The organism is Agreia sp. VKM Ac-1783 (assembly GCF_900177765.1).
Classification (GTDB): Bacteria; Actinomycetota; Actinomycetes; order Actinomycetales; family Microbacteriaceae; genus Agreia.
Genome location: NZ_FXWI01000003.1, coordinates 271,490 through 285,893 on the forward strand (window position 1 = coordinate 271,490; position 14,404 = coordinate 285,893).

Below are 14,404 nucleotides of genomic sequence, written 5' to 3' on the forward strand. Positions count from 1 at the left end.
TGCTAAACATGGGCGACTCGGTTCGACGCCCTCGGTCCGCTGTGGATCACGCCTCGCGCCGGCCGCCAGCGCGAACCTCTCGCACCGGCGTGGATCGAAGGGAAATCCCATGGGTATCGGAAGCGGAATCGCACTGTTCGTCATCGGCGCCGTGCTTGCATTCGCCGTGAACATCGACCTCGGCGGGGTCGTGAACCTTCCTCTGATCGGGTACATCCTGATGGGCGCGGGCGTTGTCGTGTTCCTCATCAGCCTCGTCCTCACGCTGCGTCGCCGGCAGAGCACGTCGACAACCCGGTCGGCCGTCGATCCCGCGAGCGGCGAGCGGGTCACCCGCAGCACTCGCGACAGCGACCCGCTGGTCTGAGAGCGGCGCCGTGGCCGAGGGCTCACTGCTCGGCGGACGGTATCGGCTCGAGTCGCGCGTCGGCGCGGGTGGTATGGGGGTCGTGTATCGCGCGGCAGATGAGAAACTCGGCCGCACGGTGGCGATCAAGCTCTTTCGCGACTCCGAGGCGGCAGACCTGCGCCGCAAGACCTCAGAGACCCGGCTGCTCGCATCCTTGAACCACCCGTCTCTCGTGACCTTGTACGACGCCCTGATCGACGGCGACGGCGAGGCGTATCTCGTGATGGAGTTCGTCGACGGCCCCACGTTGCGCAGCAGACTCTCGGATGGCCCGCTGGGGCCCGTCGAGGCGGCACGCATGGCCCACGAGTTGGGTGAGGCGCTACACGTAGTGCATCAGGCCGGTATCGTGCACCGCGACATCAAACCCGCTAACGTGCTGCTCCGACGTTCGGTGGTCGCCAGCGACGAGTTCACGGCGACGCTCGCGGATTTCGGAATCGCCCACCTCATCGGAGCGTCGCGGCTGACCACGCCCGGTACGCTCCTCGGCACGGCCGCCTACCTCAGCCCGGAGCAGGTGCAGGGCTCCGAGCCCGCTCCGTCCTCCGACATCTATGCGCTCGGTCTGGTTCTGCTCGAGTCTTTGACGGGTGAGCGCGTCTTCGGTCAGCCGGTCGGGCACGAGGCGGCGCTCGCTCGGCTCACCAACGATCCCGAGGTTCCCGGCGAACTGGGCTACGGCTGGAAGTCCCTCCTCACGGCAATGACCGCCCGCGATCCTGAGCAGCGACCTGCGGCTCTCGAGATCGCGCGCCTGGCCCGCGAGCTCAGATCCGAGTCGGCACCGGCGGCCCGATCGACCGAATCGGTCGTGACGGCTGCGATGACCGAGGCCCCGACCGAAGCCATGGCTGATGAGCCGACGCTGGTCATGACCGACGCGCCGACAAGGGTCATGACCGAGGCCGCGGTCGAACCTCCGAAGCGGCGTCGTCGGGCGGTGCTCATCACCGCTCTGGCGGCCGCGGTGGTACTGGTGACCGCCCTCACCTGGGTGCTGTCGACGATCCCGACTTCAACGCCGGCCCCGGCGAGCACTCCGACGACCACGAGTGCGCCGGCGACTCCCGAGCCCGAGCCCGTTCCGTCTGACGATGCGCCCTCGACGTCAGAACCTTTACCCGAACCCGTCGCGCCCGACACGGGGCCGGGCAACGGCAACGGGAACGGCAACTCCGGAAACGGCAAGGGCAACGGCAACGGAAACTCCGGAAACGGCAATCCGGGCAACGGTAAGAACAAATAGCGCGAACACTTCCTGCACGCGCACTGAGCCTTGGCTGAGTGTTCCTCGCCCACCCAGGTTCAGAGAGAATTTCTCATTGCACAGGGATACGCTTCATCAGTTCTGATGATCTGAGGTTAGTCGTGCCGTTCCTTCGCTGGATTCTCCGCCACCCCTTCACCGTGGTGTGCAGCGCCGTCGTCATCGTGCTGAGTATCGTCGGGTTCGCCTCGAGCACCTACGACTGGGGCTGGCAGGTACTCGCCACGGGCCAGGACGACGTCTTCCGGCACCACCGTTGGTGGGGCCTCATCACCGCGTTTCTCGCGGTCGACGGTGGCGGCGCCCTGATCTTCGTCGTGCCGTTCATCGTCGTGGTGGTCGGCGCCGCAGAGCGGCTCATGGGCAGCTGGCGCACCGCGATCGCGTACGTCGGCGGCAGCGCGGCATCCGGCCTTATCGGATTCGGTCTCAGCTGGGTCGAAAGCACCTACCTCGGCTTCCTGCCGCTGAACGCGCCATCGATCGAGGCGTTGTCGCCCGCGACAGGCGTCATCTGCGCCGCGATGGCGGCGAGTTCGTTCGCCTCGGCTCTGTGGCGACGCCGTATACGTCTGGGCGCCTCGTTCATCGCCGTCACGCTCTTCCTCTACTCGGGCGGAGCAGGTGACTTCTACTCGCTCGTCGCGGTGCCCGTCGGGCTCGTTCTCGGGTTCGCGCTCGGCGGATCGAGGTCGAAATTCCGGCTCATTCGCAGTTCGCATCACGAGATCCGCACTCTGCTGGCCGCCGTCGTGGCCCTCGGCTCGATCGGTCCCGTCGTCGCCGCCCTGATCGGGTCGGGCAGCGGGCTCCTCTCGATCTACGGTTTTCTCGCCGTCGATGTCGATCATCCGCGAACCGCCCTGATCGGCCTTCTGCCCGTCGCCGTGGGGGTCGTCGCCGCGTGGGGCATCCTGCGCGGTCGACGCGCCGCCCTCTGGCTGGCCGTCTGTATTCAGGTCATGATGTCGGCCGTGATGTTGGGCGTCTTCGTGGTCATTCAGCCCGAGACCATGACGGCGATCGCCGAGCAGGCCAACGAAGAGGTCGACCCCTACATCTGGCAGACCCTGACGGGCAGCGCCCTGTGCGCGATCCTGCCGTTGGCCAGCGCCGCCTTGCTCATCCTGCTGCGCAAGCACGTCGATGTCCGCCCGTCGCGCGCGAGTGCAAAACGGTTCCTGGTAATCACCCTGAGTGCGCTCGCCGGCACGGCGCTCATCTCGTTCGTGGGCGTCCTGGCGATCAGCGACCAGTTCCGACCGGTGCCGACGGTGCTCGACATTCTGCGCGCGCTGCCGCTGCGTCTCATTCCGCACACCTTCGTGATCTCCGACGGGCTCGCATTCGTTCCGACGACGCACTGGGCGCATAAGGTGTGGTCGCTGCCGGCGGGGCTCTTCTGGGCCGCGGTGCTCACCGCATCCTGTCTTCTCATTCTCGGCCGTACCGCAGCGGTCGATGACGACGATCGGGTGCGTGCGCGGGCGATCCTCGAACGGGGAGGCGGGCACACGCTGTCGTTCATGTCGACCTGGCCCGGCAACTCCTTCTGGTTCGACGAGGTCTCCGACGCCGCGGTCGCGTATCGGGTGCAGGGATTCGTGGCCGTGGCTGTGGGAGGGCCATTCGGTCCCGCGTTCGCCGACCCGCGGGTGGTCGAGCGATTCGTGCGATTCTGCGGCGATCACGGGTGGACCCCGACCTTCTACGGGGTCGACGATGCCACGATCGAGACCTTCGAGGGTCTGCATTGGCAGCGCCTCAAAGTCGCGGAGGAGGCCGTGCTGCGGCCCCGCGACTGGAACCCGACCGGCAAGAAGTGGCAGGACATCCGCACGGCCGTGAACAAGGCAGGCCGCGCCGGAGTCGTGGCGAAGTGGACATCCTGGCGCGAGTTGTCGCTGCTGCAGCGGTCGCAGATCCAGGCCATCTCCGAGGCGTGGGTCGCCGAGAAGAACCTGCCCGAGATGGGATTCACTCTCGGAGGACTCGACGAGCTCGTAGATTCATCCGTGCGCCTGATGCTCGCCGTCGATGCAGAGGGAACGATCGTGGCCGTCACGAGCTGGCTTCCTCTCTATGGCACCGACGACGCGGTGAAACCGCACGTCATCGGCTACACCCTCGATTTCATGAGGCGTCGAACCGACGCTGCCAACGGCACGATGGAGTTCGTCATCGCGGCCGCGGTCGAGCAGGCCAAGAGCGACGGCTTGGAGATCCTGAGCCTCTCGGGTGCCCCGCTCGCGAACGCCGCGCCCGAGTCGTCGACTCTCGATGTGCGAGGTAGCGTCGTGGCCCAGATCCTGGACTACGTCGGACGCTCGCTCGAGCCGGCCTACGGATTCCGGTCGTTGCTGAACTTCAAGAAGAAGTTCCAGCCCGAGTTCCTTCCGCTCTGGTTGCTCTACCCTGACACCACAGATCTTCCAGCAGTGGGCGCAGCGATCGGGCGCTGCTACCTGCCTCGACTCTCGGTGGTGCAGCTGAGCGGGCTGCTTCGCGATCTGCGACCGAAGCCGACACCGGAGGCTCGCCGTGAACCTGCTGCTTAACCTGGCCATCACCGCGGGGCCCGTGGTGTACGTCGTGTACGCCGTGGCCTTCGTGACGATCCTGCTGCTCGTGCTCCGCCGCCCGAGCAAGCGATGGAATCGGCGTCGCTGGTTGACCGAGGTCGCAGTCGCCGGCACGGCCGGAGCGATCGTCGGCGTAGCACTGACCTGGATCCTCTCGGACTGGCTCGACCTCTTCGGTGCTGATCTGACCACCGTCGTTCGGGTGTGGGTCGCGGTCGGCTGTGCGGCCTTCGGCGTCGCGATCGTCTCGATGCGGCGTGCAGGCTGGATGCGCGTGGTCGGGTCGGCGCTCGCGCTCGTGCTGTTCGTGCTCACGACGGCGATGTCTATCAACATCGACTTCGGGCAGTACCCCACCGTGCGCAGCGCCCTGGGCATCAGTGCTGTCATCGACGCGGCCGACCAGCCCCTCCCCGCGGTCGAGGCCGTCGCGGTACCGACGATCGCAGACTGGGTCGCTCCGGCGACCATGCCGAAGGTCGGAACTCTGACCGCTGTCACGATCCCGGCCACTGAATCCAAATTCCCCGCGCGACCGGGCGTGGTGTACCTGCCACCCGCCGCGCTCACGGCGAATCCGCCGAAGCTGCCCGTGATGGTCATGATGTCAGGTCAGCCCGGAACCCCCGAAGATCCGTTCCTCACCGACAAGCTGCAGCAGAGCCTCGATGCGTATGCCGCGGCGCACGACGGGCTCGCCCCGATCGTGGTGGCACCCGATCAACTCGGCGCTCCGACAGCCAACCCGATGTGCGTGGATTCGCCGCTGGGCAATTCCCAGAGCTACCTCACCATCGACGTGCCCAACTGGATCAAGGCGAATCTCAACGTCATCGACGACCCTCACTACTGGGCGGTCGGTGGACTCTCCCAGGGCGGAACGTGCTCCATTCAGCTCGGCGCCGCTTTTCCGAATCTGTTCGGGGCGATCCTCGACGCGTCGGGCGAGCAGTACCCCCGCATCGGCAACCCGCAGAAGACCGCCGACGCGGCATTCGGTGGCAGCCTTGCCCGGTACGAGGCCGCCTACCCCACGAACATCATGCAACAGCACGGACAGTACACCGACACCTTCGCCGTGTTCGGCGTCGGATCCAACGACGAGGCCTTCCTGCCTCAGGTCAAGGCGATCTATGCCGCGGCCCAGGCCGCCGGCATGAATGCCACCTACATCGAGGCTCCGGGTAGCGCACACGACTCCACGACCTGGTCGTACGTGTTCGCAAAAGGACTGAAGCTCATCGCCGACCACTGGTCGCTCTCCGCGCAGTAGGCCGGCTAGCGAACGCGATCAGTACCGGATGGCGTCGATCACCTTGACGCGTACGGCGACGAGTGCGGGTAACAGCCCGGCCAACGCCCCGACGGCGGTCGCAGCGACGAGGCCGAGAACGGCGGCCTCCGCGGGGAAAGGCGGAAAGTCGCTGACCAGACCCTGGCCGATCAGGTCCATGGTCCAGGGGTTCTGCACGAGAAGGACGGACGCGATGACTCCGACAGCGCCGGCCGCGATGGTGGCCACCACGCTCTCCATCATCACGGAGAAGAACACTCGCCCGGCCGTGGCTCCGAAGCTGCGGCGGATGCCGATCTCGCGCACGCGCTGCTTCACGGTCACGAGAGCGATGTTCACGAGGCCGAGGGCGCCGAGCAGCAGCACGAGCACGGCGATTCCGCCGACGACGAGCTTCGTCACGAGAAAGGGGTCGTCGCCGTACTGGGCGTAGTCCTGGCGATACACGTCGACCTGAACACCGCCGGTACCGCCCCCGGGAGTGGCGAGCGCCGACGTGAAGTCGCGCTTCACGACCTCCATGAGCTGTTCGGAGATGGCGGGAGGCACCCACATCTCGTACTGCGTGGAGCCGCCTCCGCCGTACGGATCCTGCACGGCGACCGATGGTCTGGCGGCCGTCATCGCCGAGAGCTGGTCGGCGAGCATAAACATGGCAGGCTCGGTCTCGTAGCTCGAGACGGGGTAGACGCCCACGATCACCGCGGTCGTGCCAGGCCTGCCGCCCTGAGCGCCGAGTTCGACGGTCGGATGCGTTCGCAGCTCGGGGCTGCCGAGTCGCTCCCAGAAGATCTGATTGACCACGAGTGCAGGGGCGAGGCCAGCGGCGTCGTCATCGGTGAACCATTCGCCCTCGGTGAGGCGCACCCGATGCATCTCGCCGTAGGGCTGGTCGACGGCCTGGGTCTGCACGTCGACGACGCCGGTGGTGAAAGGTACGGCTTGAGCTGTCTGCAGCACCCGGCTGCCGTAGGTGATGTCGTACCGGGCGAGCGTTTCGGCCCACGTCGCATCCATCGTCGCCGAATCGATCGCGGTGCCCTGGTTGCTGAAGGCCGAGACGAAGAGGCTCGCTGGTCGCCCGCTCTGCCGCTCGCTGAGCTCCTGGTTGGCCTGCTGCACGATGCCGCCGAGCGCGACGACGGTGGTGAGCGAGCATACGGCGACCGCGACGCCGATCAGCGAGAGCAGCACTCGAGTGCGGTGTACACGAAGTTCTTGCCAGGCCTCCACGACCGCCCCGACGAGGCTCGTGAACGCGCGCTTCACGAGAGGGCCTCGGATGCCGCGGCCAGCTCGTCGCTGTCGGCTCGCGTCAAGATGCCGCGATCGAGTCGGAAATGGTCGCGGGCCCGGGCCGCGATGGCGGGGTCGTGGGTGATCGTCACGAGCGCCGCACCGGTTCGGGTCGCGACGTCGTCGATCAGTTGCATCACCGAGCTGCCGGTGTCGAGGTCGAGCGCGCCTGTGGGTTCGTCGGCGAGGATCAGCCGCGGCCCGCGCACCAGAGAGCGAGCAATGGCGACGCGCTGCTGCTCGCCGCCCGAGAGTCTGTCGGGCATGCTGTGCATGCGGTTGCCGAGACCGACCTCCTCGAGCATGTCTGCGGCCAGCTTCTTGCGTCGCCAGAACGATCTTCCCTCGGCGTAGAGCAGGGGCATCGCGACGTTCTCGAGTGCCGTGCGCCCCGGAAGCAGATTGAACTGCTGGAAGACGAAGCCGATCTGCGCGCCGCGAACCCGATCGCGGGCAGCGCCTGAATACGACTTGACCGGCCGGTCGTCGAACGTCAACAGTCCGCTCGTGGGCATGTCGAGAAGGCCGAGCAGATTGAGAAGGGTCGATTTGCCCGAACCAGACCGGCCCACGATCGAGATGCGGTCACCCGCCTCGACCGTGAGATCGACTCCGTTCAAGATGGTCAGGGCCGGCTGGTCAGGCGGAATCACCGTGCGCGTGACGTCGCGCAGTTCGAGCAGACTCACCTGACGACGATTTCACCGCAGTCGACCACTCCGGGCGGGCATCCCGACGGGTCGGCCGGCGCACCGGGCGCGAATTGCAGAATCTGATCGCCTTCGGCCAGGCCGCCGGTGATCTCGACCTGGCTTCCGTCGTTCAGCCCGAGTCCCACTGCGCGCTCTTCGGTGCCGCCGTCGGCCAGAGAGACCCAGACGGTCCCGCTCAGAGCGGCTCCGCGCACGGCGGTGGTGGGTACGACGAGAACATTCTCTGCCTTGCCGCCGGAGATGGTCATCTCTGCGGCGAGGCCGGAGAAGACGGTGACATCGGCGGGGATCGGGCAACTGACCGTGGTGGTGGAGCCGCCGCCCGTTCCTCCGGTGCCGGCCTCGCCTGCTGTGCCTCCCGCCGTCGCATCGCCACCCGCACTGCCGCCCTCGCTACCTGCCAGCGGAGTCGTGATGCGCAGCCCGGTGCAGGTGAACGCGGCGGGCCCGCCGGTGATGGCGATCGAGGCATCCGTCGGCTGATCGACCAGTCGATAGCGCTGCTCGGGCTTCAGCGAGCCCGACACCGAGAAGGTGGGCGGCGCTATCTGCCCGGCCACCATGCCGATGGTCACGTCTTGCCCCGAGATCACGCTGAGCGAACTGAGCACGCCGGCAGCGGGAGCGATCACCTGCTCGTAGCGGTAGATCTTGGGTTTCGTCTTGCCCTCTGAATCGATGCTGTCTTCGGGGGCGCGCACGATCTCGACCTTGACGTCGAAGACGGTGTCTCCTGCGGCGACCACGGAACCCTGCGGGAAGAAGATCTCATCGACGGTTCCGGCGGCGGTCGATTTGAGCGGCGAGGCCGGATCGGCGCTGACGTTCGCCTGAACGACGACGTCGTTCACGATCGTGCCCAGGGCAACCGGAATGACGGGTTCGACGATCTCTCCGGTGGGAACAGCGGACACCTCGGGCGTCTTGTCGGGAAAGAAAGCGAGTTTTCCCAGAGCCACGGCGATCGCCGCGACCAGCAGAATCCGCAGCACGGGAAAGACCCATTTTCGAACCACGCCCACGCCTACTCCTTCGTTCAGTACCCCACTGACTATTGCAGAAAGACGAATGTCGCAATGTGACGCCGAGGATACATCGGTGCCGATCAGCCTCTCACGCGCCATGTCGGTTCTGTGTGGCGTACCGTCGATCATCATGAGACATCACGTCTCAAGGTGCGCACACCGGTGTCCGCATCACATGCGAGATTAGATGCGGTCGCGGAAGGAGCATGATCGATGGAACCGGCAGTTCACGGCGTGCGTGCCGTCGAAGACTGGATGGCGCAGCACGCGAAGGCGGTCGGATGGCGGGCGCCGTCTCGACGGCATGCGGGCAGGTTCGATCTCGGTGGCGATTCGGCGCATTCTGCCGTACTGAAAGTCGTCGACGGCGAGTGGCAGTTACAGCTCGACACCGCGAAGGGGCGCAGCCTTCCCGTGCTCGGGGCCGTCGATTCCCCCCTCGAGGTGTTCCTCGACGCGCTGATGTTCGCCATCTACATGCGGGCCACGGCAGAGGTCGATCGTGCCGACCGGACGGCCAGTGCCGAGCTGTCCCTGCTTCTTCGTCAGCTGGCCGAGGCCACGGATGACGCGCGCTACGGGGGCCGCGCCGCTCTGCTGCTCGCCGGTCATGCCATCAAAGACGGTCGGAGCATCGAGGCGCGGTCCCGAATAGAAGACGCCATCAGGCTCTTCGCCGCGGCACGAGATCTGACAGCAGAAGACAACGCGCGCACCGTGCTCGCCGACCTTCCCCGCCTGATGAGCAACCAGGAAGTCTGAGCGCCTGGCGCTTCTAGAGCCGCGCCACGAGTGTGCGAGCCGCCTCGATCGTGAGTCGGCGGTCGTGCGTGAGGATGAACTCGTACGTGTCGTTCGTCGGGGAGGGTTCGCCCAGCTGACGGGCCGTCAGGGTGGCGGCGAAGTCCGGCGAGATCACGACGACGTTCCACTCCGCGACAAGCGGATCGGAGGCGTCGAGTTCGACGGCGCACATCGAATCGCTGAGGCTCAGTTCGTCGAAGCCGTGACCGAATACGCCGACGAAGGCCGCCGTGAGCCCGAGGGGGTAATACCGTTCGATCGCCCAATCGTCGAAGTTGTCGCGGTGCTGGAAGGTGCCGAACACCAGCGCGGAGTTGTCTTCGGCGGCGGCACGGGCCTCTAAGAAGAGACTGATCTGCAGAAGAAGGCCGCGGTTCGAGATCCGAGCCTCGCGCCTTTCGGCGGCGACGGAGAAGGGCGTGTCCTGGCGAAGCCCGGCCAGCCGGCCAGAGGGGGCGGGTCGCACGCCCGAGAGATAGGGAAGGCTCTCCGGCAGCGCGTCGGGGCATCCGTACAGCGGTCCCTGTGCGAGCGTGGCTCCGAGCGCTCTGGCGGTGAGAACCTGCTGTTCGGACTCGATCCCGTGGGCGAGCACCAGGCATCCGGTCGCCTCGGCGTACGCCGAGACGCCACTGAGAACGGATGCGAGACGCTGGTCGGGCAGGTCGCTGATGATCTGCAGGTCGAGACAGATGACATCCGGCGCTACGGCGGGCAGCAGGGCGAGGGTGTGCGGGTCGACGCCCACCTCGGTGATCGCGATGGCCCATCCTCGGTCACGGATGCGCACGATCGCCTGAAGCAGCGGCACCAGATCGGCATCGACCAGGGTGTGGCCGGCGATCTCGAGAACCATCGGATGCGCGAGAGCTGTCTCGTCTTCGGCGAGGCCGGTGACGATGGAGGGGGCGGCGCCGAAGAACAGACTCCTGGGGGCCGAGAGACCAGCGCGCTCCGATGTTCGGATCGCACCGACGTGACGGGCCGTGTCGAACTCGACGAGTCGGCCTGCTTCGACTGCGGCTGCGCGAAGCGTCTCGGGCGATTCGAGGAGAGAACCCTCTGGGCCTCCGGCTCTCGTTCCGTAGGCGACGACCGACATCGACTCGAGGTCGAAGATCGGCTGAAACGACGTGTGAATCAGGTTGCCTTCGAGGATGCGATCGAGCTCAGCGCTCACCGCAGAAGCAACTGCGGTATCGGATCGCTGGGAAGCATTCACGGGCATTAATCATGACATCGATAGGGCTCGCGATGGGGGCGTTCGATGCCCCCTGTTCTGGGGAATGACGTCGCCATGCGGGGTATGAGTCACTCTGCCTGGGGCGTTCACGCAACGTTCACCCACCTCCGTAATGAATCGATCTAGCGTTACTCCGTGAACCAAAGAACCCGATTCCTTCGCCTCTCCGCAACCGTGACGATACCTGTCGTCACCGTCGCGCTCCTCGCCCTGAGCGCTCCCCTCGCCGCGACCGCCGCCGCTCCTTACCCGAGCGACACGGCCAAACCCGACCTGCCATCGTTGCTGGCCGGCTACACCTCGCTGTGGACCTCCGACGGTGTGAACGATCTGCACGGAACCGTCGTCGACGGTCCCACGCTCGCTCGCAACGATGAGCTCGCTGTCTGGATCAATGGCCACGCGACCCCGGCGCAGCAGTTCCTGGCTCTGCAGGATGCCGAGTACCAGACCTCCGACAATTCGGCGTACGACCAATCCGTCACCATCGCAACCGCTCTCGGCTCCGTGCTCGCCCCGATCTACGTGGCGGGACGGCAGAACGGGTCGCTGCCCTTGACGAGTGCATTGATCAACAGCTCTAACGGAACCAGCGGAGCCTACGTGAGTACAAGTGCGTCGAAGGCTGCTTTCAGCTATCCACGCCCCTACCTGCCGACCGACCCGACGACCCCCGCGGTCGCCGGTGACGACGCGGGATGCGCACCGACTGTCGTGAACGCGTCGTCGCTCACGGCGAACCGTGTCGGCACCCCCTACGCCTCGTCGCAGGGAAACCTGCTGATCACGCGTGTGCCGGCGGTCGTCGACACCACGCACCAGTTCTCCACCAACGACGTGAGTCTCAGCGCGTCGTACAGCGGCACCGGAATCTGCACCGGCGGGGCGTTCCCCAGCGGCCACACGACGACCGCCTACCAGGCGGGCATCACCCTGGCCACCCTGCTGCCGAGTCTCGCCCCCGAGATCCTGACCCGCGCATCCGAAGCCGGCAATGACCGGATCGTTCTCGGCGTGCACTACCCGCTCGACATCATGGGTGGCCGTATCGCCGGTGAGGCCGCGCTCGCGGCCCGCTGGTCTGACACGAAGTACCGCACCGAGGTGCTCGAGCCCGCTCAGAAGGAGCTGACGGACTACCTGCAGCAGCAGTGTGGCGGAACCCTCGACGCCTGCCTCGCCCGGGGCGCGGCCTATCAGTCGAACCCCTATGGAGGCCAGGCCATCCCGGGTGGAACGGCGCAGATCGTGACCGACCGTGCCAGCGCGGTCGCGGTATACAAGGAGCGGCTCGACTACGGCTTCACGAAGACCGCGTCGGCGAACCAGGCGCCCTCGGTGCCGGCCGGCGCGGAGAGCCTGCTGCTGAGCACGTTCCCGAGTCTGAGCGACTCCCAGCGCGCATCCGTTCTGGCGCAGACCCAGATCTCGTCTGGTGACCCGCTCGACCTGACGGGTTCTGCCGGCGGTTCATGGCAGCGGTTGGATCTCGCCGCGGCGACCAGTGCCACTGTGCAGCTGAACGCCGACGGATCCGTGACGGTCGCCGCCGTCGGGGGACAGGCCGCCGTGCTTCCCGTTGCGGCCGCCAACGCGAGCGACCCCGGAGCGGCGACCGGCGCATCCGGATCGTCGGCCTCGCCGTCGCTCGCGGCGACCGGGCTGGATGCCGAGCCGATGCTGGTCGGTTCCGTTGCGGCCACTCTGCTCGGGCTGGGCATGGTCGCGGCGCTGGGCGTGCGACGCAGGCGCACTCGCTGAGGCTGTCGTTTCATCGAGCGCGGGTAGCATCTCCTCCTCCAGAGAGGAGATGCTACCTATCGGAGTTCAGCGACAGATTCGTCCCGCCGGACTTGTCTAAGCCCGTGGCCCACCAGTCATCGCTTGACTGGGCGAGGCCAGGCGGGGAAAGAGTCTCTCAGCGGCGGATCGGCTCACCTCGCCAAGCCGTTCCGCGCCGAAGCCGTCGTAGGTGGCCAGGGAGTGGTCGAAACGGGCGCTCCATTCTGGGTGTGCGTAGGGGAAATCGCTGCCATAGAGGATGTGGCCCGGCTCCGCAAATGCCAGAAGTGACGGTAGCGAGGTAGGGGTGGCAGATAGCGCGGTGTCGAAGTAGAACTTGCGAAGGCCTTCTTGGATGCTTTCCGGGGTGGTACCGGGGTTGAACATCGCGGCGGCGCTGAATCGGTCTGCAGCGTAGGGCAGGAAACCGCCGGCGTGCGAAAGGATTATGCGTAGGTCCGGATGCCGGTCGAATACTCCGTGCGCGACGAGGTCCACGGCGGTGCGGGTTGTGTCGAATGGGAAGTCCAGAAGAGCTGTGGGCATTCCTGGCAGTTGCTGGATCGGCGGCGCCGTGGGATGCACGAATACCACAGCCGAACGCGCGGCGAGCTCTGTCCACAGCGGCTCATAGGCGGGATCGCCGAGGTAACGACCGTGCGCATTCGATAGGAGGAGCACGCCGTCGGCATGGAGCTCGTCGAGGGCCCGCACTGCTTCGGCGACCGCGCCGTCGAAGTCCGGCAGCGGCAGCACGGCGAAATGTCCGAACCGGTCGGGGTGTTCCCTGACCAACTCGGCCTGATAGTCGTTCAGCTCGCGGGCGAGTTCTCGGGCCGCGGCGTCGTCACCAAAGTGGACACCAGGTGCGCTGATGGACAGTATCCCGGTCTCGATCCCCGTCGCATCCATCATGGAAATCGCTGACTGGGGGTCCCACTCAGGCATTTGCCAGCCCCCGACGGTGCGCGGGCCTTGGCGCGCTGCTATGCCACCGCTTTCAGCCCACGGATTCCATTGAGCGGACCCACCAGCCACGGCCTGTGCCCCGCTCCCAGCCATCAGACTTCCCGCCGCCGCCAGCGCCTCAAAGTAGCGAGGTGGAAGCAGGTGCTGATGAACATCGATCTTGCCCGACATAGTGACACCCTCCGTGTGTTCTCGGCGACCCGTTTGAGCGCGCCCAAACTAACAAGACTGTTATTTGACAGTTGTCCAGTAGAAGACGAGTGTATGTCAGTGATGGGAGTCCGGCAATACCCGCGACCATCTATTTGTGCAGAAACTAAATAAATGCATAGACTGCATAAAACAGCGTACATCGTCGCGGTACTGGAGGTAAATATGAATGGCGGGTTGCGTGAACGCAAGCGAGCGGCGACACAGGAAAAAATCGAACGTGCCGCTCTCTCGCTTGCACTCGAGCACGGCTTCGAGAACGTCACCGTCGACATGATCTGCGAGGCCAGCATGGTCTCCCAGCGCACCTTCTTCAACTATTTCGGATCGAAGGAGGGGGTCATTATCGGCGGCACGCCGCCGATGCCGAGCGATGAACACGTTGATGCGTTCACCCGTGCGACGGGCTCGAATCTCCTTGCCGATTTCCTCACGATGATCACCTCATCGCTCCTGGATCGTGAGCCAGATGCCGCGCTCTTCGAGGCTCGACGGATGCTGATCATGCGCACTCCAGAGCTTTTGATCAAAGAAACGGCTCGCATGGGCGAGTCCGAGGATCAATTCGTCGCCATCATCATGACTCGCTTCGAGGTCCAAGGAATAAAACGTGCCAACCAGACCGAGCTGGAAGACGAGGCCCGGATGGTCGTCGCACTGACCACCGGCGTCCTGCAATACGTGAGGCGTCGATGGGCGAACTCGCAACCCGGAGCGTCCACGCGGGATCTCCTGAGCAATTCCATCGAACTCATCCAGCGCATCACCAATGATCAACCCCAACAATCGAAGGGCACGGCGCACTGA

The 14,404-nt window shown here is 65.9% G+C and carries 12 protein-coding genes; 7 read left to right on the forward strand and 5 right to left on the reverse strand.

What is annotated here, in order from left to right; all coding sequences use genetic code 11:
- Positions 1-109: 109 nt before the first annotated feature.
- The 4 genes from CCK87_RS10990 to CCK87_RS11005 all read left to right on the forward strand — a co-directional run bounded on the left by CCK87_RS10990 (position 110) and on the right by CCK87_RS11005 (position 5,534).
- Positions 110-367: a DUF6458 family protein gene (locus tag CCK87_RS10990; protein ID WP_055779101.1), complete on the forward strand. Its 258-nt coding sequence runs from the start codon at positions 110-112 to the stop codon at positions 365-367.
- Between the two features lie 10 nt (positions 368-377).
- Entirely contained in the window at positions 378-1,658 is a 1,281-nt protein-coding gene (locus tag CCK87_RS10995; RefSeq protein WP_086461484.1) for a serine/threonine-protein kinase, read from the forward strand.
- A 122-nt stretch (positions 1,659-1,780) separates the two neighbouring features.
- Complete coding sequence (locus CCK87_RS11000) at positions 1,781-4,237, forward strand: DUF2156 domain-containing protein (RefSeq protein WP_086461485.1); 2,457 nt, start codon at positions 1,781-1,783, stop codon at positions 4,235-4,237.
- Positions 4,221-5,534, forward strand: coding sequence for an alpha/beta hydrolase-fold protein (locus CCK87_RS11005; protein WP_086461486.1), 1,314 nt, complete (start codon positions 4,221-4,223; stop codon positions 5,532-5,534). Before CCK87_RS11000 ends, CCK87_RS11005 begins: the two co-directional genes overlap by 17 nt.
- Positions 5,535-5,552: 18 nt before the next feature.
- Here the strand turns inward: CCK87_RS11005 and CCK87_RS11010 are convergent, their stop codons facing one another.
- The 3 genes from CCK87_RS11010 to CCK87_RS11020 are packed head-to-tail and all read right to left on the reverse strand — an operon-like array spanning position 5,553 to position 8,586.
- The gene (locus tag CCK87_RS11010) at positions 5,553-6,824 is read right to left on the reverse strand and encodes an ABC transporter permease (RefSeq protein WP_086461487.1); all 1,272 of its coding nucleotides are present in this window, start codon (positions 6,822-6,824) and stop codon (positions 5,553-5,555) included.
- Positions 6,821-7,540 (reverse strand): ABC transporter ATP-binding protein, encoded by a 720-nt coding sequence (locus tag CCK87_RS11015; protein ID WP_086461488.1) that lies wholly within the window; start codon positions 7,538-7,540, stop codon positions 6,821-6,823. Before CCK87_RS11015 ends, CCK87_RS11010 begins: the two co-directional genes overlap by 4 nt.
- Complete coding sequence (locus CCK87_RS11020; protein WP_086461489.1) at positions 7,537-8,586, reverse strand: hypothetical protein; 1,050 nt, start codon at positions 8,584-8,586, stop codon at positions 7,537-7,539. Before CCK87_RS11020 ends, CCK87_RS11015 begins: the two co-directional genes overlap by 4 nt.
- A gap of 216 nt (positions 8,587-8,802) precedes the next feature.
- Between CCK87_RS11020 and CCK87_RS11025 the strand changes: the two genes are divergently transcribed.
- Positions 8,803-9,351 (forward strand): hypothetical protein, encoded by a 549-nt coding sequence (locus CCK87_RS11025; protein ID WP_086461490.1) that lies wholly within the window; start codon positions 8,803-8,805, stop codon positions 9,349-9,351.
- A gap of 13 nt (positions 9,352-9,364) precedes the next feature.
- Here the strand turns inward: CCK87_RS11025 and CCK87_RS11030 are convergent, their stop codons facing one another.
- On the reverse strand, positions 9,365-10,573 hold the full coding sequence (locus CCK87_RS11030) for an EAL domain-containing protein (RefSeq protein WP_170927251.1): 1,209 nt from the start codon (positions 10,571-10,573) through the stop codon (positions 9,365-9,367).
- Between the two features lie 198 nt (positions 10,574-10,771).
- On the opposite strand from CCK87_RS11030, the gene CCK87_RS11035 reads away from it, so the two are divergent.
- A complete protein-coding gene (locus CCK87_RS11035; RefSeq protein ID WP_086461492.1) occupies positions 10,772-12,397 on the forward strand; it encodes a phosphatase PAP2 family protein in 1,626 nt (541 codons plus the stop codon).
- Positions 12,398-12,493: 96 nt separating this feature from the next.
- Here the strand turns inward: CCK87_RS11035 and CCK87_RS11040 are convergent, their stop codons facing one another.
- The gene (locus CCK87_RS11040) at positions 12,494-13,558 is read right to left on the reverse strand and encodes an amidohydrolase family protein (RefSeq protein ID WP_086461493.1); all 1,065 of its coding nucleotides are present in this window, start codon (positions 13,556-13,558) and stop codon (positions 12,494-12,496) included.
- A gap of 153 nt (positions 13,559-13,711) precedes the next feature.
- Between CCK87_RS11040 and CCK87_RS11045 the strand changes: the two genes are divergently transcribed.
- Complete coding sequence (locus CCK87_RS11045) at positions 13,712-14,404, forward strand: TetR/AcrR family transcriptional regulator (protein ID WP_249273852.1); 693 nt, start codon at positions 13,712-13,714, stop codon at positions 14,402-14,404.